Genomic DNA, 20,646 nt, shown 5'->3' on the forward strand with positions numbered 1-20,646 from the left:
AACTAAAAAATCTAGTTATTTTGTATTTTCAAACTATTTCATAAAAAATACTTGAATTTTATATAGTTAGCTCCCCAACATTTTTACCGCTTAAGTTTTTCTGTACAGCCCTCATCCGTACTTTGAAAATTTCTATATCCGAAGGGGAAATCCAATAATTTTTATTACGATTAATCTTTAAAAAAGGTAAATAATGTGGACGCAATATTCTTTCAAAATTAGTTTTTGTTACACTATTTATTTCAGCTCTTGTTAATATATTTTCTTTTTCCATCCAATCGAAAAAATCAATTAAAATATCTGACCCACTCAACCTTTTATTATATCGTGCCTTTTGTAAAGAATCCCATTTAGATAAGCCTTTCCCTTTCTGTTCTCCTTTATGTCGTATTTCAATCCAATGTTGCATTTCCTTTTCATTTTTAAAAACTGCGACATCAATATTGAAATCAACTATGTTGTTATTGGATATTTTTTTAAATTTACTAAATAATGAATGATTAATATCTTGCAAAATACTTGGATTATTGAGTAATTTCAAAGCAGTTACTCTTCTATTACCTTCACCGACAACATATAATCCATCATATAAGTCTGAAGGATAGACACCAATTATTTCTAATGGATTTAACCCATGTTCTGCAATATCTGAAGCCAACACACACAATTTGTCTTTCTGATTACCAATCATTTTTAACATAGCCTCATATTCTTCAAATGAAGCATCCAACCTTGGATTATTATTTGACAATAATAATGAATTAATCGATACCTTTTTCATTTCATAATCTTGCATATCTACTACCTCTCAAAATTATATCTCATTTTATTTATACTATGAAACTATATACATTATTTAAATTAAGAAACAATCAATTTTATATAAGCAAAAGTAAAATAACCCGTATTTAACAGGAGATATAATAAACCCCTTTATAAATAAGAGTACTGTCGAAAACTCTCGAAGCTGATAAACAGTGCTCTTTTTTATTAGCTTCTTTTTTATTTCCCTCCACTTTTTTGCCTTTTTTTCTTGACTTTTTCTCACTTTTTTCGGCTCGCTCCGCTCGTATTCTAAAAAGGTGAAGGGAGGTCAGCTCTATGCTTAACCATATTTCTACTATTTGGGAGTATCGCGATTTCTTGGCTATACACAAGTCTCATCTTGATGTTTCCCAGTTAAAACTTCTTAAATCTAAATATCGTCCTGCTTTAGCTAAATTGCGCAAACTTGATATTTCTCTTGCTTCCAATATCTTGTTTCCTCTTTATTCTCATACAGGCAGACCTGCTATTGATCCTGCTGTTTTAGTTCGTTCTTTCGTCTTGATGAATCATCTTAAGTATTCTTCTATCAAACTTTGGTGTGATGATCTTGTCAATGATTCTTTGCTTCAATATCTCATTGGCTCTTTTAATTGTCCTCAATCTTTCATTACTAAGAAAAAATTTAAAAATAAGCCTGTCAAAGGTGACACTTCTTCTATTTGTGATAAATACAGAAACGGTACAGCGTTCGATAGAGACCGCTTGTTATAAACTTTACAATCCCTTTTTAACACTATTGCCGTTATTCCTTCTCTTGATATGGGCCTGATCGAACCTGCCAATTCGACTCTTTCTGGTGATGGCTCATGCCTTCATATCCACGCTTCCTGATATGGACATAAAATTCAAGATGCTCTTAATCCTGACAATAACTATCGTTTCTCTGCACCGGATGCGGATATAGGTTGGGACAGTGATCTTGCTCAGTATTTTTTCGGCTTCACTTTCTACAATATCTCTTTTCACAACCCGTCTCTACACATTGATCTGCCTGTTTTTATCGCTTTGGAGAAAGCATCTCGAAATGATGCTTTGACCCGTGTTTCGGCTACGGATCAGATACTGGATATCAACCCGGATCTGAAACCTAAATACATGTGTCTAGACTCCGCTTCTGACAATAACTCAATTTATTAGTTTTTTCAAGAGAAGAATATCATTTCTTTGATTGATCATAATAAACGAGGAAAATCGATGGAATCTAAAACCGGTGAATCTATCAATTCGGATGGTATACCCGTCTGCAGTTGCAATCACACCATGACTTATGATGGATATGACCATACTCGTTACAGAAAGAAATACCGCTGTCCTTTGCAAACTGACCTTATTGATTCCTGTCCTTTTGCACAAACATGCTCTACTTCTGACTATGGAAGAGTTGTTTATGTTAAGGACAAAGATAATGAGCCTAGATTTAAAGGGCCTATTTCCTATGGTTCACCTAAATGGAAATCTATATACAAAGATCGTACCTGCAATGAAAAAATCAACAATGCAGTATTAAATACTTACGGCTTACACAAGATGCATTTACGCAATGGAGCAAAGAATGGATTCTTCACTATCATTGCATGAATCAACCTACACCTTGATGCGTCGTTGAAAGCAAAAATTTAAAAATTGAAATTTTTAAAAAATAGTGATTTTTCACTATTTTTAGTGCACATTGTTTTCTATTCATAGCTTTATAAAGCTATCATTTATCTATTACCAAGACTTTTCTTTTATTTACTTCCTACTTTTCGACTCTACTCTACTAATTATACTATGATTCATCTGTTACATTGTATAATGATGTATGACTCTATTTTCTTACCAAGTCAACTTTTTAAAAATAATGTCAAAACTACACCAATAGATATAATTTGTGATTATTTATAAAATGTTCAGCAAATACTCTTTCATTTTTTCTTTTGGAACATAATTTAATTTGCTCCTACATGCATAACATTCTTGTTTAATCATCTTAACATAATCATCTATTTCTTGGTTACTATTGATAAATGCACCTTTTACAATCTCTTTCACTTCATCCTGATTTTCACAAGGTGTTTCATACATTTTAACTAGCAAATATGCACCAAAAGCAGATTGATATAAGCAACCTTTTTCATGTACATACTTCAAAATAGATTTAATACATATATTTGTTAAAAAAAGAGTTCTAAGTGTTATTGTTAAATTTTTTGGAATAGGATATAAATTGGAAAAAGATTCATAGCGCATAGATTCTATCCAATTATATACATTTTCATTTTCCATTAATTCATCATGTTCAGCCAATTTGTTAAATATTTCTATTTGAACATCAATCTCTAAATTTTTAATCCATGGTAATACCAAACTATTTTGATTGGTAACACAAGTTTTTATAATCCAAATATAAAATACATCAAATATCTTTTCATTATTCACTTTATTATATAACTCGTCACTAACATTCGAATTAATATACTCAACTAATTTAAAATACATTTCCTTTGTAAATTTATGCCCAATATTTGATTTTCTCATCTGTTCTATAATTTCTGTAGCATTATTTTGCAAACTAATATGTCTTTCCCATAGGTTTTCCAATAATTTTACATTAATAAATTTCCAATTTGTAAGTTTATTAATTGAGTAATATGAAATTATATAAATAAATAGGTAAGTACAATTCTTTTCACTAAGTTGATTTACTATTTTTTTTGCATCAAATTTAGTAAGAGAAATAAAGTTTTCACCTATCCGCTGAATATAAATTTCATTGAAAAATTCATTCTCAATTACTGAACCAAATATATCGAAAAATTCGTTATATTCATTCTTTTCTAAATATATACCATCAATTTCAATTATAAGTAATTCACTGATGCATTCTCTACAGAATTGCACATAATAATTTTCAGTTTCGATTTCATATAAACTCTTTTTATATAGTTCGTTAATAAAATCTTGTTTTATTTGATTAGGTATTGTTTGATACATTTTTTTTGAAAATTTTATCCATTCAACTATATCAAAAAACTTATTTTTTTCCACATTCATAGGTAAATCATCATGCATTGTATATCTGATGTGAATATATCCCTCCTGTTTAATACGCATAAGATTCAATCTAATTAAATCCAAATAAAATTCAATAATTATATTTGAATTTTGTTCATCTAAATTAAAATATTTTTCATTTATAATGTTTTTTAAAATAAAAAGTTCTTGATCTAAATTATATACCCATGCAATTTGATTTTTTGATATAATTCCGCCATTTTCAATATCATTAATCTCATTACTTTTTTTTTGAATATAATAATTAAAAATCAATTTAATTAAGCTATTATAGTGACGTTGCAGATCAATATTATTATCTTCTTGAATTCCACCACGCAATTGCCTAAGATGTAATTCAAGTAAATCAACATCCATTCCATTTTTTTGTTCCTCTTTTATATTTTTCAAAAGCCTTACATTAATATCATTTATTATATTATTCATCCTCTCTTTATTATTATTCATTTTAAAAATTAATGTACATTTTGCACATTCCATAAAAATTTTGAAAAATAATATAAAATAAAAAATAGCAAAACAATACCAAATGAAATTTAAAATTTTTATTATAGAAATGCCAATTACATTTTCATATATTAACAAAAACGGTTTATAAAAAATATGTAAAACAATACAAACTTTAAATATTTTACTAGAGATAATTCTATTAAAGAACCCTAAATATTTATATATATAATAGTCAATAACTTTAATTCCCAAATACCTATCTATAGAATTTTCATTAAATTTATATGAAGCTAAAAATTGATAGAAGGCTAATATAACTCCATATACGGTTACTTCGCCTATTATTATTGTAAAAAACGTTCCCTTATCAATATTCAAATTGTTACTAATTATATATTTATAAATAATAGCCAAATAATCCTTTATAAGATTAAATGCTAATATTATTCGTTCCATATACCCCTCCAAAAAACTACTAAATTGTTTAATACATATTTTTAACAAAGCCTTGCTGTTTTAATCACATTTATACAAAATGAACTTTTTTGAGCATCCATTCCCACTTACACAAAAATTCGTTCATTACGAGTATCTTAATTTACAAATTAAAAATAAAATTCATTTCATTTTTATTGAATATAAACTGATCCATTCGACCAATTTACATTCAATAAAAAGAAGAACTAGTCTTCTTTCATATAAAATTCTCTATACCACTCAGCAAATTTTCTTAAACCTTCTCTTAATGGAGTATGAGGTTTAAATCCAAAATCTCTTTCTAAAGCGCTCGTATCCGCATATGTAACTGGTACATCCCCTGGTTGCATAGCCACTAATTCTTTATGAGCTTCAAAATCATAATCTTCAGGTAATACACGAGCTCTTACTAATTCTTCGGAAAGAATCTGAACAAAGTCTAATAAATTTTCTGGATTACTATTACCAATATTATAAATAGCATATGGTGGAATAGGAAGGCCATCTTCACCATTCTTCTTTTCTGGTGCTTTATTCATAACTCGAATAACACCTTCTACAATATCATCTACATATGTGAAGTCACGTTTACAATTACCATAATTAAAAATCTTAATCGTATCTCCATTCACTAGTTTATTTGTAAATCCAAAATAAGCCATGTCTGGACGTCCAGCAGGACCATATACAGTAAAGAATCTTAGTCCAGTACTAGGAATATTGTATAGCTTAGAATATGCATGAGCCATTAACTCATTACTCTTCTTAGTAGCTGCATATAAACTAACAGGGTTATCTACCTTATCATCCGTACTATAAGGAACCTTTTTATTCGATCCATATACACTACTACTAGAAGCATATACTAAGTGTTCTACAGGATAATTTCTACAAGCCTCTAAAATGTTATAGAATCCTAACATATTACTTTCAATATATGCATCTGGATTCGTAATCGAATAACGAACACCAGCCTGAGCGCCCAAGTTAACTACAATACCAGGACGATACTGACTAAAGATTGAATCAATCAATTCCTTATCAGCCAAGTTTCCCTTAATAAACGTATAATTTGAAAAAATCCTTTAATTTTTTCCTCAATTGTAGTATCTTCATTAATATAAATATCCTTCAAATCAAACCAATCATTCTTTCTTTTTCTTCCAACGTCAGTTCCTTTAACTTTTTAAAAAAATATAGTTATTCTTTCTTTCGCATTTTTTCTGGATACATAGTTACTAAATCAATAACGATAATATTTTTATCAAAAAGCATCTTTTGTCTTGCCTCATTAACAGGCTCTACTGATACCATATAAAGCTTTTGAGGACTGCTTCTACCTAAATCCAATCCAATTTAAAAAATTCGGATTCTCACAAGAAAAACCAATCATACAGAATATATTTTCTTATAAAGTTTGTTGAACCGTATTTACCATTGCAGCAAATCTTTTAGGATACGTTCTATATCCTCTTCCGTTATAATAAAAGGTCTTTGAATAAAAGGTCTTTGAGACGGAAAAGAACCATGAAACTTAATTATTCTTGGAGCATCATTACTATTTGCCAAATCTTCCTGATTTAAAACTACATTATACCTTCTATCTGTCACCATATCAGCGATACGCTCTAACAAAGTATCATAATTCGTAGTAAAAACATCCCTCTAAGATAAATTCAATAAATCCTTATGCAAATTAGAAGGACTATAATCTTTATCTGGAATTGAGTCTTTTAAAATAGTGTCTAACTTGGTTCTACCAAAACTAATCTCGACTTCTTGCGCCAACAAAGTAGAACTATAATAAAATTTTTAAGATTCATCGTCCTTTATATCTTTATATATCAAATTATAAAATTCATCCGATAATTCATTCCAATTTTTAAAATATTTATGAGATGAAGTAGTTTTAACAGCATTTTTAGAAAAGCCTGCACCAATCATTGCAACTGCATGATTATTGTTCAAAGCATCTGCAATTTCTTTAATATAATCCATAAACTCTCCCATTCTATAGATTAAAAACACGTTATTCCTGTTTCTTCAAATAATCCAAAATAATATTTTCTGCTTTACCAAATCCCATTTTATGAATATAAAAAACTAGTAGTCTCAAATAAGAAGAAGGATGGTATTCTATTCTCATTTTAATATCATTATAGGTTGCTAATATATTTGGAACCTCGTTTAATTCAACTGATTCTAATTCCAGTGCTTCATCGATACTTAATAATGGTTGCACTTTATCCATAAAGACTTTAAACGTATAATTCAATCGGACTGTACATAATAACGCAAAATTATAACGATCAGATTCGAAATCCAACGATAATATTCTAAATGAATCTGTATCAACAATATCTATATACATTTCATCTGAAAATCGATACTCTTCCTTAAATGCCCTTTTCAACCAATTTTGCATAAAATCCGGATAAAAATTGTTTCCATCTACAAAATCATCTATATCCAACTGTTCTCCTAAAGTAAAAGCCCACGTTCCTGGATTATCATTTCGCTTATTACCACTGATTCTTGATTTAATAATTTTATTATCTCTTGTTTCAATCAATAAATGTAAACATAAACTATTGGGTAAATACGGTTCTGCATATTTACCAGTTGATACCCCTTTTGCATACTCTTTCATTAAGCCATTCGAATTTGATTCATCGCCATTCTTCTTCCCAAAAAAATCCCATATATAACTTGTTTGACACCATTTAGTACGGCCTATAGAAAGTAATAACTTCCTATTCTTTTTATCAAAATTCGTTTTTTGATCAGTCAACATAAAACGATCAAGATTATTTCCATTTCGTATAACTTTTTGAAATGAATCAGTTTTCACATATTCAAATAAACCTTGATTAGTTGGATAAGATGACTTTCTATTGTAATAATTTTCCAACTCATTCTCTTTATAAAATGAGTATAAATTATCATTGTAAGACTCTATTAACACATTGGATGATTTCCAACCATAAATAATATCATTACAATACAAAACTGTTTTTCCTTCACCCCAAGATAAACAACCATTATTTAAATTATCCTTCAAACTATCACTCGTATAGGCTTTCATCAATAAAGAAAATTCATTGTTTAAACTTTGTTTTTTATAATAAAACAAAAGTCCTAAATATATAAAGTCAATAATAGCTAATAAAATTAAGATAACTACCATAATAATATTTATTAGTCGTTGCATATTAAAAATAGCTTGCCAAATACCAAGTGGATTATTTATACATAAAGATGTATCCTCAGAAATCAAATTTCCAATAAATGTCAGAATGGCAGAACCCAATGTCGTATTAATTGCCACTATTCTTTTTCTTAAAAATTGAAACAACTTCATATTAATATTCCTTTTCTTCTACACCTATACAATAAACTTTAAATAGACACCATTAATATCGAGTATATTTACAAGTCAACAATGTATCTGTTATGCCTACATTAATCTCTTCTAAATAAATCACGAGTATACACTTTATCCTGTACATCATCCAAACAACTATCGTATCTATTAGCGATAATTGCCTGACTCAATGATTTGAATTCTTTCAAATCATTTACCACCATACTACCAAAGAAAGTTTCTCCATTCTTCAATGTAGGTTCATAAATAATAACCTTAGCACCCTTAGCCTTAATACGCTTCATTACACCTTGAATAGAACTTTGTCTAAAGTTATCACTATTTGATTTCATTGTTAAACGATAAACACCAACAGTAACATCATGTTCCTTTGATTCATCCCATTCGTCATTTGCTTCATAAGCACCCGCAATCTCTAATACACGATCTGCAATATAATCTTTACGTGTACGGTTTGATTCAACAATAGCTTCAATTAAATTTTCAGGCACATCCTGATAGTTAGCCAATAATTGTTTTGTATCTTTAGGTAAACAATAACCACCATAACCAAATGAAGGATTATTGTAGTGAGATCCAATTCTAGGATCTAAACATACACCATTAATAATATCTTGAGTATTCAAACCTTTCATTTCAGCATATGTATCTAATTCATTAAAATAAGATACACGAAGAGCTAAATATGTATTTGCGAATAACTTAACTGCCTCAGCTTCAGTAAAGCCCATAAACAAAGTATCAATATTTTTTTTAATAGCCCCTTCTTGAAGTAAAGCTGCAAAAGTGTGACTTGCATTAACTAACTTTTCATCATTCTCATCTGTACTTACAATAATTCTAGAAGGATATAAGTTATCATATAAAGCCTTAGACTCTCTTAAAAACTCTGGACTAAAAATAATATTTTTAGTATTAAATTTTTTTCTAACACTCTCCGTATATCCAACTGGAATTGTTGACTTAATTACCATAATAGCTGAAGGATTATACTTTAATACAAGTTCAATAACACTCTCTACTGCACTTGTATCAAAGAAATTCTTTTTACTATCATAATTAGTTGGTGCAGCAATAACTACAAAGTCAGCTTTCTTATAAGCATACTCTGCATCTAAAGTAGCTTCCAAATTCAAATCCTTTTCAGCCAAATACTTTTCAATATAATCATCTTGAATAGGAGATTTTCTAGCATTAATTAAATCTACCTTCTCCTTAATAATATCTACTGCCTTTACCTCATTATGTTGAGATAATAAACAAGCAATACTCAATCCTACATATCCTGTTCCTGCAACTGCTATTTTCATAAAACATCATCCTTTCTTTAATTAAATAGCTATACTAAAAAAGGACAGACAGTCCTTTTTTTAGGCTTAAAATCAATTCTTTGAATTTAACTTCTTTTTTTCTGCATCAATCATAATCTTTTTTTCAGATAACTTTATATTAGCTATACTATTCTTATTAAAAACATTAATAATCTGTCTACGCTCTACAGAATCCATGTTATTAGAAAATATATATCTAATCACTAATATATGAATAACACTTTGTACAATGATATCTTTATACTCATCCAAAAAGCCTTTCAGATTAGATTTAAATAATGTTTTTTTATTACTACAAGAGAGCAATTCTAATTCAAAAATTTGAATGTCAATTGTTTTTGGAAGCTTTTTATAAAACTCGGTTATAGCATACATTGTATTACTGCTTGCACACATTGAACAAACATTATAATAAAATGCATCTATAAAAAATAGCATGTAATTAATAACAATATCTTCTGATTTTTCTTTATCTTTTTTTAGATTTTTTATTATTACATCAACAAAATTCTGAAAATTACTATCCACAGTTTCTAGAATATTAAATAATAATTTATTAGATTCTTGATATATACTATCAATAATAATCGACTTATCTTTTACTGGTAATTCATCACAAAAACTATTTAAACCTCTAGCCAATAATTCTAATAATTTTAAGGCACTTGTCCATTGATTTACTTGTTTGGAAATGTCTTTTTCATCATAATCATATATTCCTTTATACTCATATGTAACGAGTTCCATATGTTCTTTTTCGACTTCCACTGCACTGTCATGGGCTTCTTTAATATCCGAATCATCAATATTCTCTATTGCTGACACATTCTTTTTCTTCATTAGAAAATTAATATTCTTTTTTTCAAAAGAAAACATTGGCCACTGCCCAGTAATCTTTTTTAATTGATTATTAATACTAAATAGCAAATTAGTTCTTTGCATCATATAAATAATAAATAACAATATGTCTCCATTAATACCAAAACATACATTATTAATTACATAATTTAGTTCAGTATTATCTTCATCATTATTAACCTCTTTACAAATTTGTTTTGCAACAAAATAAGCCAAATATAAACGGTTTACAAACACATATTGATTACAATCATATTTATTTAAAATATTAGAACTAATCATACATTTAACAAAATCAATATAGTTAACTTTGTTTCCGTATTCTTGATTATATGTCTCAACTATTTTTGCTATATAACTATCAGGTACAGAATTTAACCTATTTTTATGCATCTCCATTGCTAATTGTTGAAGAATAATGAAGTAAAGATTCCTATTTCTTTCATTTGAATTTGCAATAATATTATCTTTTAAGATTTTCTCAAACATCGCATCAAATTTATCTGTTCCTGAAAATAAATTGCCTTGCCTTATCGATGTATAAATAAATTGAATCATAAATGTATTTCCCAACATTTTTAATTCAGGTGTATGTTCCAAATTTACTTCTATTGAAGAGTTAGGCTCGTCATGCTTAATATCTGTTTCAAAAAGTTTTCCAATCTTATCAATCAAATGAGTTCGTTGTCTTATTGTAAATCGATTTATATTAACAGTTGAAATATCTAATGCATATTTTTCCTTAAATGTTTCTTCAATATTTACAATTGAATTTGTATTATTGGTAAATATTATAATCCCAAAATATTGCTTTAGATATTCAATTAAATAATCCTGATTTTTTTCATCTTTAATTAAATCAAAATCATCTACGAATACAATTCTATCATCAACTAGTTTTTGATTATATATATCAAGATAATTTTGATCATCTATCTGATTATTCAAAGCATATTTTATTATGCTTTTTATATTCTTCTTATCAATTGAACCTTTATCTAAATATAATGCAAACATTTCTTGCTTTAAAATTAAATAAAGTTCTTTTAAGAGCGTAGTTTTACCTGAATCTATTGTACCTGATATACTAATATACTTGTTTTTTTTGATAATACTTATTAATTTATTCATATCAAGGATATTCTTTTTATTATATTCAATCTCAGGAAACACAAAATATTCTTCAATACTATTTCCAATAGATAGCTTCTCATCTTCTATTAATTTTAATGTAAATTCATTAGAATAAGGAACACCATTCTTCCTACATAGATTATTTCTTTTTTTAGTTTGATTCAAATATATTTTCCTTGCTCTATTCCAATTATGAATTTTAAAAATCACCTCATTTTTTTGTTCATCATAGAAAATTGAATTGAAAGAAGTACTATCACTATACGCTTCAACATTAAATTCACCGACTCGTGAAATTAGTAAATTATTGTCATCTCGCTCAAAAGAATCAATGTGCTGATCATGTTCATGTCCTAGGAATAAAACATCAGTATTATCTCTAATCTTAAAATCAAGTTGATTTTTTATATTTTCATGAAACCACTCTATACTATGATGCATCATGGTAAGATTTAATTTATTTTCATCATAATTAAATCTTGACAATGACTTTTCACTAACATAATGAAGTTCCTTATCAACATGTTCTATATTAGAAAACGGTGCTGTATTAATCATATTAATACGTACTGATCGAAGATTTTTAGAATAAATATCATACGGTTCTTGATGCCTTCTATATAAGCCACTAGTAAATTTAAAATAATTATTTTCTTTTAAAAATTCCTTTTCCAAATTTAAATCTGTTATCTGTGTTTGTCGAAATGATTCACTAGAATCTATCTGAATATCATGATTACCTGGCACACAATAAGCTTTGATATTAACGTTAAATCTCTCTTTTAATGAGTGAATCAATTTGTTAAAAAAATATTTTGCAATTTTATATTCTTCTTCAGAACCTGAATTTGCTATGTCTCCAGTACATATTATAATAACATTAGATACTTTCCCTACATACTCATTTAAAGCATCCGAAATTCTACTTATTTTATCATCCTCAATATGAACATTCTTTTTTAAATGCAAATCTCCAATGTGTACCATTAAAACATTCATTAATAATCAAAACTCCTCCCTTTATAAAGTTAAAACTTTTATGTACTGAAGTTATTATATTATAAATTTCTTTTTATTGAATATAAACTGATCAAACAAACCAATTTACATTCAATAAAAAGAAGAACTAGTCTTCTTTCATATAAAATTCTCTATACCACTCAGCAAATTTTCTTAAACCTTCTCTTAATGGAGTATGAGGTTTAAATCCAAAATCTCTTTCTAAAGCGCTCGTATCCGCATATGTAACTGGTACATCCCCTGGTTGCATAGCCACTAATTCTTTATGAGCTTCAAAATCATAATCTTCAGGTAATACACGAGCTCTTACTAATTCTTCGGAAAGAATCTGAACAAAGTCTAATAAATTTTCTGGATTACTATTACCAATATTATAAATAGCATATGGTGGAATAGGAAGGCCATCTTCACCATTCTTCTTTTCTGGTGCTTTATTCATAACTCGAATAACACCTTCTACAATATCATCTACATATGTGAAGTCACGTTTACAATTACCATAATTAAAAATCTTAATCGTATCTCCATTCACTAGTTTATTTGTAAATCCAAAATAAGCCATGTCTGGACGTCCAGCAGGACCATATACAGTAAAGAATCTTAGTCCAGTACTAGGAATATTGTATAGCTTAGAATATGCATGAGCCATTAACTCATTACTCTTCTTAGTAGCTGCATATAAACTAACAGGGTTATCTACCTTATCATCCGTACTATAAGGAACCTTTTTATTCGATCCATATACACTACTACTAGAAGCATATACTAAGTGTTCTACAGGATAATTTCTACAAGCCTCTAAAATGTTATAGAATCCTAACATATTACTTTCAATATATGCATCTGGATTCGTAATCGAATAACGAACACCAGCCTGAGCGCCCAAGTTAACTACAATACCAGGACGATACTGACTAAAGATTGAATCAATCAATTCCTTATCAGCCAAGTTTCCCTTAATAAACGTATAATTCGAATAACCAGACAATTCATTTAGTCTAGCCTCTTTAATACGCACATCATAATAATCATTCATGTTATCTAAACCGATAACCTTACATTCAGGATCCTCTTTTAAAATCCTTTTACATAAATTGGATCCTATAAATCCTGATGCACCTGTAATAAAAATAGTTTTATTCATATCATTCGCTCCTTACTATTTCATATATAATAAACAATTCTTTTTAAAAGAATCATTCATTTAATAAATTAAACTCAATTTGTTTTGAATTAGTAAAATAGTCCTCTAGCATATTTATACTCTTCTTATATTTAACTAGTTCTTCATTTCTTTTAGATTTATTACAATAAGTTCATCTTGAGAATGATAAATTTTTTTATATCTATCAATCCATCTGAAACTGTGAAACAACAATCCCTTATCTAAATGATGCAAATATTGCATCATTGTTTTAATTTTTAATTCTTCATAATTCTTTAGTGCTTCAATTACATACTGATAGATCAATGGCCTAAATGGATGTACATTATTCATAAGTGATTTAGCCATTTCTTCATCCATATATAATCCACCTTTACTTTCTAAAAGAATAAACCGCGTTTCTAAAGGTAAATCTGTATTCTGTATTAATAGTTGATACAATTCACCTTCTATTAAAGTATTTTCTACATAACGTCTAAATTCCAACTCATATTTCAAAGCAAATTCCTGAAATAAGTCAACATCCGTTTCACTTAATAATTCAAAATTATCCATTGACGGCCATATTAAATCATTCTCAATCAAATACCCTATAATGTCAGGTTCAATTCTTTTAAAATCAACCTCTTTCTTAAATGCATACTCTATTTTATTATTTTTATAAAATTCAATAATATAGGCATTATAAAAATCATATAAAATTTCATTTGATATATTCCTACTATTGGAACGTTAGATTGATAAAATGTTATCCTCCACAAATTGTGCAAGTATACCAATATATCCATATTCATCCCAATAATCAATAGCATATTTCCTCCAACACGGAGTGATTCGATTATTTTGTAAAATACAATTCCAAACATCTCTTTGTGTTATATTTGTCAATGTGCTGTAATCAATTTGTATACTATCCTTTAAAAAAATATTAAGATCTTTCTTTTCAAATATAGATATATAAGTTGAATCATCTAATTCTATAGCTTTCTCTATTATTTCAATAATATATTTCAATTCTTCACTATCATTATCTTCGCTAAGAAATACATCATCAATAAATATCTTAACATTTGAACTCACATAATTAATCAGTAGCTATGCAGCCTGGTGATGTGCCAATTACTTATGCCGATACATCTGCACTTGAAAGAGATTATGGTTTTAAACCAAACACTAGTTTAAGAATAGATCTTAGGAATTTTTCTAAATGGTATAAAAATTTTTATTTATAATATCATATCATCCAGATAGTATGATAAACTATCAGGATGATATGATTCTTCTATTTACTCGAAAAAGTATAATATACAATTATACTTTTTCACCAATTAATATCCTTGTAAATTTCCACTTGAATAATAATTTACTAACTACATATGACAGAATAATAGAGACCACAAAACATATAATTGATAATATATATATATTCATTTTACCATTCAACATCCCAATGACTAAATAGATAATCTGCTCATGAAACAAATATATAGGCATACTATATTTGGCAAGTTCATTTATTTTTAGCCCATTTATAGGATATTCTGCTAACTTTTGTAATATAAAAAATGCAGTAAATGCACCTACCAAGTGAAATACACACTCAATTCCATATGAATATAATTTATAGATGTTAGAAACATCACCAACATTATATGTAATCACATATATGATAAAAATAACGGCATAGCAACTACCGAATAATAATGGATTATTTTTACTTAAAAATTCCATTTTAAATTTTCTTATAAAAAATCCACCTCCAAAAAATAAAACATATCTACATGCGGTCCATATCATGTAATAATTAGGGCAAATGTTACTTCCAACGGTACCTAGCAAATAAAAAAAGAACATTATAATAACACCAAAAAAATAATGTTGATCTATAAATTTAGCTAAAGGCCAAAAAATAACAAAAACCCAGAATAACATTAATAGAAACCAGAGTTGGCTAGGACTTGTTCCCAACAAGAACTTAAAAATGATATTCAATTTATTATATTTAAAAAATAATTGATTTATTGGCAAAACCCAACATAACATTACAAACCAAAAGGGAATAATCAATCTTTTTATTTTTAGCCAAATAAATTGCAAATAATTTTGATATTTTCCCTTTTCTATTTTTAAATAATAAAAAATATAACCCGATATTAATGCAAAACCATATATATGAAAACCACCAATAAATTTACTTAAATATTTATAAAAGGTAGATGTTTTCTCTGGTGTTAGTGCGGTAAACCAAGCTCCATTCCAGAAAGATATACTGTGTCCAATTATCACAAATAACATTAATATAGTTTTTGCAAATACACAATTATTTAGATATTTATCTCGCAATATCTTCTTTCCTCCTTTCCTTAATTATAGTAAATATTATCCTTCTATTATATATAACATAAAGTATGCCATATATAAAAAATACTATAACGAAACAAATAATGCCCGCTACAAAAAAATCGACATAGCTACTTATGCTAATAGGCATTCTATATGCATACATTGCAAAAAAACTAAAAATAATCAAGCATCCACCAATATAAGAAAACTCCGAAAATATCTTTTTCTGCACAACATGTTTATTAATATATATAATAGTGTCAATCGAGCGATATATTCCTGCTACTACTGTTCCAATAAGAACACCTTTTATTGCCAACTGCCTTACTAAAATCAACGATACTAAGAGATTGATAGTTGCTTCAATGATATAACGATTCGTTGTTTTTGAGGCCTTTCCCGCTATATTCAGTGCTGCTAATCCTGCACCTCTGGCACATTCAAGAATGATATTAAGTGAAAAAAGAATAGCCACAGCATAATCAACATAATCAATATCATTAACCCCTTTAGTGTACAATTTAACAAAACCAACAATCAATATTATCCCTGTAGATGTTAAAATGGATCCCATCGTAATTTGAAAAGATGAATATGCTCTATACACCTGACCAAAATAATCTCGATTTTTATGAAAAGCTTGTCCCAGCACGTAGTTCAAACTATTTCTAACCATTGAAATTAATGCTGTTAAAGCTGAATAAACCATGTTATATACAGTATATACACTAACATACTTTAATCCGCAAAACATTGAAATAACAAATGTATCTGTACTGTTAAAAATAAGACTAGCAATTTGCTGTACCAAATAATATCTACGATCTGCTAAAAGACTATAATCTAATGATACTGAATTATCAATCCATACATATCTCTTTTTAAAATAAACCAAATAAACAACAGCTTGAACTAATATTACAATTACACTCAACGCTTGCATAACAATAATATTATCAAATATAAGAATTGCAACAATTTTAACTATATATGTAAATATTGTTGTAAAAAGCGTAATTATTGAAATGATATAATACTTGCCTTCTGCATTTAATAATTGCTGATACGCAGCTCTAAAAGCAAAGTTAATAAGGCCAGTTAAGCCCTGCAATGCGATTATTATTACAATTTCCCAATATGGAATATCGGATCTAATAATTGCTGGATACCCTAATGCAAACACAGCAATTAGTAAAGCATATACTATTGACATTTTATGATAATAGTTTTGCGATGTTTTTATTATCACAGATGTTTCATTTTTATCATCCTTTGCAATAGACTTATAAAATGCTTGTAAAGTAGATACATTTACTCCTGCTTCCAATAATGAAAAATATCTCATTATTGTGGTGACTGTACTAATCAAGCCATTATATTCAGAGCCCCAACTCACCAATATAATTCTCGGCAATATCAATCCTAATGCTAATGTTATTAACTGTGTAAAAATTGAAATCACTAAATTTTTGAACATTTTATTCTTTTTTGTCACATCATCACCTACTCAACAGTCCAAGCTTTCTTTTAAATCTATATATCCACAACTTACAACTATGTATGAATTCTTCACATTTTTCAACAACAACTGTATAATATGGATTATACATTTTTATATCATAACTTGTAACATGATCAGATTTCAAAGGATAAAATCCCGATTTTGTGATAAAAAATGCTCTATCTAACTCCTCAAAATTATGTACTACTAAATTCCCTCTCTTTTGGAAATGAATATATATAAATTCTTCCACTTTTAGTTCAGATTTATCCTCATAACAACGATAAACTTTTCCATCCTTCCAAAAAAATACTTGCTTTTTATAATTCTTATCATTTCCAGTTAATGTAAATCTTTTATGAATAGGTGTAACATCGGCAAATATACGTTTATCAAAGTAACTATATTTATTCTCCTTATATATACTTCCAATTCCACTTGTTTCATCAAAAGCAAATGCCTTTGGCAAAGTAAAAATTTCAGATTGGTTTCCACATTTACTTCCTGTCATCCAAAATCTATTATTATTTTCTACACTATTTCGATAAAATGCTAAATGACCTTGAGACAAAAATTTATCATATTTTTTTATATCGAACTTTTCTAAATATGCAATTATATTCCCAAAAATCATATCAAAATCACAATGGCCCCAATAATCATATTCTTTTAGATAGTCTTGAAACATCAACCCAAAACAAGGTCTATAATCACAACATTTATAAGGTTTTGATAATTCTGTATCAAATCCAATTACAGCATCCGCTCTTTTTTTTACATCAGAAAGACTTGTTTCAATAAATCGTACATTTTTAGGCAGATGCTCATACTTACAATCAGTAAAAATCAAAAAATCAATTTTCGCATTATTTTCTGCCGATTTTAGCCATAATTTAAAATATTGTGGCAGTTCGCCAAAATATATACCAATAACGCATATTTTTATATTAATCAAATTATCACCTCTTTATCACAAACAAATGTTATTAAAATTTCTTGGCATTATTTCTATACATAAAAATTGATGAATATATTAAAATCATCCAATATCTATCAAAGTAATATACTGCTGCAACACCACAAACAAAAGCAGTAACCAAAAGTGCAAAACTTAATATAGATAATTCATTTTCTTCCTTAGTTCTCATTTTGCTTTTTATATCATTTATTATGCTACTAATTATAGGCCAATAAAAAATAGCAAAACCCAAAATTCCCAATGACATTAATATTTCTACAAAATTGTTATGTGCATACATGCCCATATAATATACCGATGATCCTAATCCATTTCCAAAAATTGGAGATTTCATCCAGTATTTTAATCCTTGAGAAATAAAAGATGATCTTTCCAAATCAGAGGCACTTCCTTTTCCTAATTGGATAAAATCAAGAAAATTATTCATCCTTGTCGCAATACCAGAAAATATTGTCATTCTCTGAATCAAGGTAGAAATAATAATTACTGAACCTACAAATATTAATAGATATTTTATACCTCTAAGGATTTTTTTACTTCCAATCTGTTTATACAAAAATATAGCAATCCAAAAAGTAAACATTATTACAAATGATTTTTTTGATCCCGATGCCATCGCCATTATAAAACAAACAATTGATGCTACAATAATAGCGATTTTATGAATTATATGTTTTACGTTTTCACTATACAATGCATAATAAATTCCTATACACATACTTATTGATGTGTATATACCTATTGTATTTGTATTAACAAACCCAGTTCCTATTCTCGCTATGTTATTGTTACTTGCAACTGAATTTGCACGCAAAATGTGCCAAAAATCTGCGCCGTACATTTCAAAGACATAAATTGATAATGTAACACCCCCAATGAATGTAGCTAGCCAAAATTTTCTTATTTCTTCTGCTCCTTTCATATATTGACTAAAACAAAACAAAATAACTAGCATTGTAATATAATCATATAATGTATCCTTTGCAAAACTTTTACTATAATCAGAATATGGTGCATATAGCATACTAAATGTGAGCAAAATTCCAAATAGTATAAGATGTACTATACCATATAAAGAATATAATTGTATAGATTGTTTACGTATTATATGCAGAAAGCTAATTACTAAAAAGAAATACATTGATAACGAATTCAAAATCACAAGATTTCCTGCGCAAAACGTTATATTACAAATAACATACGCCATTGCAGCAATATTCCACAAACAATTATTTCGTATTTTTACCATTTTCTCACTTCCAAATCTATCATTTTAAATGTAATCTTCAAACATTTTTATCAATTTACTGAATATTCGCTTTGGATATCCTTGCTGTCCAGTGATTAGGAAACCAATCAGCAAGTATATATAATACAAGGAGTCTCACCAATGTAATGCCGGATAACACCCCGCAAAGCGGCTCTAGGCTTGACATTACCTCTATTTCTTATTAATGGTAATCAAGCCAATGGAAGGTGATTTCCGTGTCCGGAATGTTGGTTTCCGCTGCGACGGAATCATGATTTCTTGACGCAAGAATATACAATTTACTCATAAATTGTATAGATACTATCTACTAAACATTTTATTTTTCATAATCTACACTGTTTAAAAATACTTGTATAAGTTCATCCTTCTTATTTTTTTTATAGTTTTCATAATTATAAGGAAGACATGTATTTTTACTTTTCAAAGCATATTCCTCTAACGAGCAAATTTCTCTAATAGGGATACCCGCGACAACCATTTCAGGTGCAACATTCTTAGTAACAATACTTCCTGCACCAACAACAGCATTTGGTCCAATTTCTACACCTGGCATGATAATTGTCCCTGCACCAATAAAACAATTATCATGAATTACAATTTTCCCAAACTTCAATACTTTTTCATATTGTGGCTCGTAAAACTTTTTAAAAACTGCCGTTCCTCCATCATGATTTACAAAGGTTACATCAGCTGAAACCGTTACATCATCACCTATTTCTATCAAAAATGGCTCGCTTCCAAAATTATGATTTCCTAAGAATCGAACATTTTTTCCCACCTTCATGCCTTGTTTTATCGCTGTTCGAAGCACTGCCTTATTATATAATTTTCTAAAAATTCGTTCTATCATT

The 20,646-nt window shown here is 28.1% G+C and carries 16 protein-coding genes and 3 pseudogenes; 3 read left to right on the forward strand and 16 right to left on the reverse strand.

Annotation, left to right across the window (positions count from 1 at the left end; all coding sequences use genetic code 11):
* Nucleotides 1–58: 58 nt before the first annotated feature.
* The gene (locus tag Q0F58_RS08305; RefSeq protein WP_294374902.1) at nucleotides 59–796 is read right to left on the reverse strand and encodes a hypothetical protein; all 738 of its coding nucleotides are present in this window, start codon (nucleotides 794–796) and stop codon (nucleotides 59–61) included.
* 305 nt (nucleotides 797–1,101) lie between these two features.
* Here Q0F58_RS08305 and Q0F58_RS08310 point away from each other — a divergent pair, with 305 nt between their 5' ends.
* Entirely contained in the window at nucleotides 1,102–1,539 is a 438-nt protein-coding gene (locus tag Q0F58_RS08310; protein WP_294374905.1) for a hypothetical protein, read from the forward strand.
* 483 nt (nucleotides 1,540–2,022) lie between these two features.
* Complete coding sequence (locus tag Q0F58_RS08315; RefSeq protein WP_294374908.1) at nucleotides 2,023–2,406, forward strand: transposase; 384 nt, start codon at nucleotides 2,023–2,025, stop codon at nucleotides 2,404–2,406.
* A gap of 300 nt (nucleotides 2,407–2,706) precedes the next feature.
* Here the strand turns inward: Q0F58_RS08315 and Q0F58_RS08320 are convergent, their stop codons facing one another.
* The 10 genes and pseudogenes from Q0F58_RS08320 to Q0F58_RS08365 all read right to left on the reverse strand — a co-directional run bounded on the left by Q0F58_RS08320 (nucleotide 2,707) and on the right by Q0F58_RS08365 (nucleotide 14,782).
* Nucleotides 2,707–4,788 (reverse strand): hypothetical protein, encoded by a 2,082-nt coding sequence (locus Q0F58_RS08320; RefSeq protein WP_294374911.1) that lies wholly within the window; start codon nucleotides 4,786–4,788, stop codon nucleotides 2,707–2,709.
* 227 nt (nucleotides 4,789–5,015) lie between these two features.
* Nucleotides 5,016–5,959, reverse strand: a pseudogene (locus Q0F58_RS08325) (NAD-dependent epimerase/dehydratase family protein); the annotation flags it as partial.
* Nucleotides 5,960–6,240: 281 nt separating this feature from the next.
* Nucleotides 6,241–6,456, reverse strand: a pseudogene (locus Q0F58_RS08330) (SIR2 family protein); the annotation flags it as partial.
* A gap of 165 nt (nucleotides 6,457–6,621) precedes the next feature.
* Nucleotides 6,622–6,807, reverse strand: a complete 186-nt coding sequence (locus Q0F58_RS08335; RefSeq protein WP_294374918.1) for a hypothetical protein — start codon at nucleotides 6,805–6,807, stop codon at nucleotides 6,622–6,624.
* 31 nt (nucleotides 6,808–6,838) lie between these two features.
* Nucleotides 6,839–8,170, reverse strand: coding sequence for a hypothetical protein (locus tag Q0F58_RS08340; protein WP_294374921.1), 1,332 nt, complete (start codon nucleotides 8,168–8,170; stop codon nucleotides 6,839–6,841).
* A 101-nt stretch (nucleotides 8,171–8,271) separates the two neighbouring features.
* Nucleotides 8,272–9,504, reverse strand: a complete 1,233-nt coding sequence (locus Q0F58_RS08345; protein WP_294374924.1) for a nucleotide sugar dehydrogenase — start codon at nucleotides 9,502–9,504, stop codon at nucleotides 8,272–8,274.
* 72 nt (nucleotides 9,505–9,576) lie between these two features.
* Nucleotides 9,577–12,516, reverse strand: coding sequence for a metallophosphoesterase (locus Q0F58_RS08350; protein ID WP_294374927.1), 2,940 nt, complete (start codon nucleotides 12,514–12,516; stop codon nucleotides 9,577–9,579).
* Nucleotides 12,517–12,643: 127 nt separating this feature from the next.
* On the reverse strand, nucleotides 12,644–13,681 hold the full coding sequence (locus Q0F58_RS08355) for an NAD-dependent epimerase/dehydratase family protein (protein ID WP_294374930.1): 1,038 nt from the start codon (nucleotides 13,679–13,681) through the stop codon (nucleotides 12,644–12,646).
* A gap of 135 nt (nucleotides 13,682–13,816) precedes the next feature.
* A complete protein-coding gene (locus Q0F58_RS08360) occupies nucleotides 13,817–14,287 on the reverse strand; it encodes a hypothetical protein (protein ID WP_294374933.1) in 471 nt (156 codons plus the stop codon).
* 147 nt (nucleotides 14,288–14,434) lie between these two features.
* Nucleotides 14,435–14,782: a hypothetical protein gene (locus tag Q0F58_RS08365; protein ID WP_294374936.1), complete on the reverse strand. Its 348-nt coding sequence runs from the start codon at nucleotides 14,780–14,782 to the stop codon at nucleotides 14,435–14,437.
* Between the two features lie 11 nt (nucleotides 14,783–14,793).
* On the opposite strand from Q0F58_RS08365, the pseudogene Q0F58_RS08370 reads away from it, so the two are divergent.
* Nucleotides 14,794–14,934, forward strand: a pseudogene (locus Q0F58_RS08370) (protein CapI); the annotation flags it as partial.
* A 79-nt stretch (nucleotides 14,935–15,013) separates the two neighbouring features.
* Here the strand turns inward: Q0F58_RS08370 and Q0F58_RS08375 are convergent.
* The 5 genes from Q0F58_RS08375 to Q0F58_RS08395 form a co-directional block, all read right to left on the reverse strand.
* Nucleotides 15,014–16,045 carry an acyltransferase gene (locus Q0F58_RS08375; protein WP_294374938.1) on the reverse strand — a complete coding sequence of 344 codons (1,032 nt, stop codon included), beginning with the start codon at nucleotides 16,043–16,045 and terminating at the stop codon, nucleotides 15,014–15,016.
* Nucleotides 16,035–17,540: a hypothetical protein gene (locus tag Q0F58_RS08380; RefSeq protein ID WP_294374940.1), complete on the reverse strand. Its 1,506-nt coding sequence runs from the start codon at nucleotides 17,538–17,540 to the stop codon at nucleotides 16,035–16,037. Before Q0F58_RS08380 ends, Q0F58_RS08375 begins: the two co-directional genes overlap by 11 nt.
* A 4-nt stretch (nucleotides 17,541–17,544) precedes the next feature.
* Nucleotides 17,545–18,501 carry a DUF6625 family protein gene (locus Q0F58_RS08385; protein WP_294374943.1) on the reverse strand — a complete coding sequence of 319 codons (957 nt, stop codon included), beginning with the start codon at nucleotides 18,499–18,501 and terminating at the stop codon, nucleotides 17,545–17,547.
* Between the two features lie 31 nt (nucleotides 18,502–18,532).
* Nucleotides 18,533–19,774: an O-antigen ligase gene (locus Q0F58_RS08390; RefSeq protein ID WP_294374945.1), complete on the reverse strand. Its 1,242-nt coding sequence runs from the start codon at nucleotides 19,772–19,774 to the stop codon at nucleotides 18,533–18,535.
* Between the two features lie 337 nt (nucleotides 19,775–20,111).
* Nucleotides 20,112–20,645 carry a DapH/DapD/GlmU-related protein gene (locus Q0F58_RS08395; protein WP_294374946.1) on the reverse strand — a complete coding sequence of 178 codons (534 nt, stop codon included), beginning with the start codon at nucleotides 20,643–20,645 and terminating at the stop codon, nucleotides 20,112–20,114.
* Nucleotide 20,646: the final 1 nt, after the last annotated feature.

This window comes from uncultured Clostridium sp. (assembly GCF_934754915.1).
In the GTDB taxonomy this organism is placed as follows: domain Bacteria; phylum Bacillota; class Clostridia; order Clostridiales; family Clostridiaceae; genus Clostridium.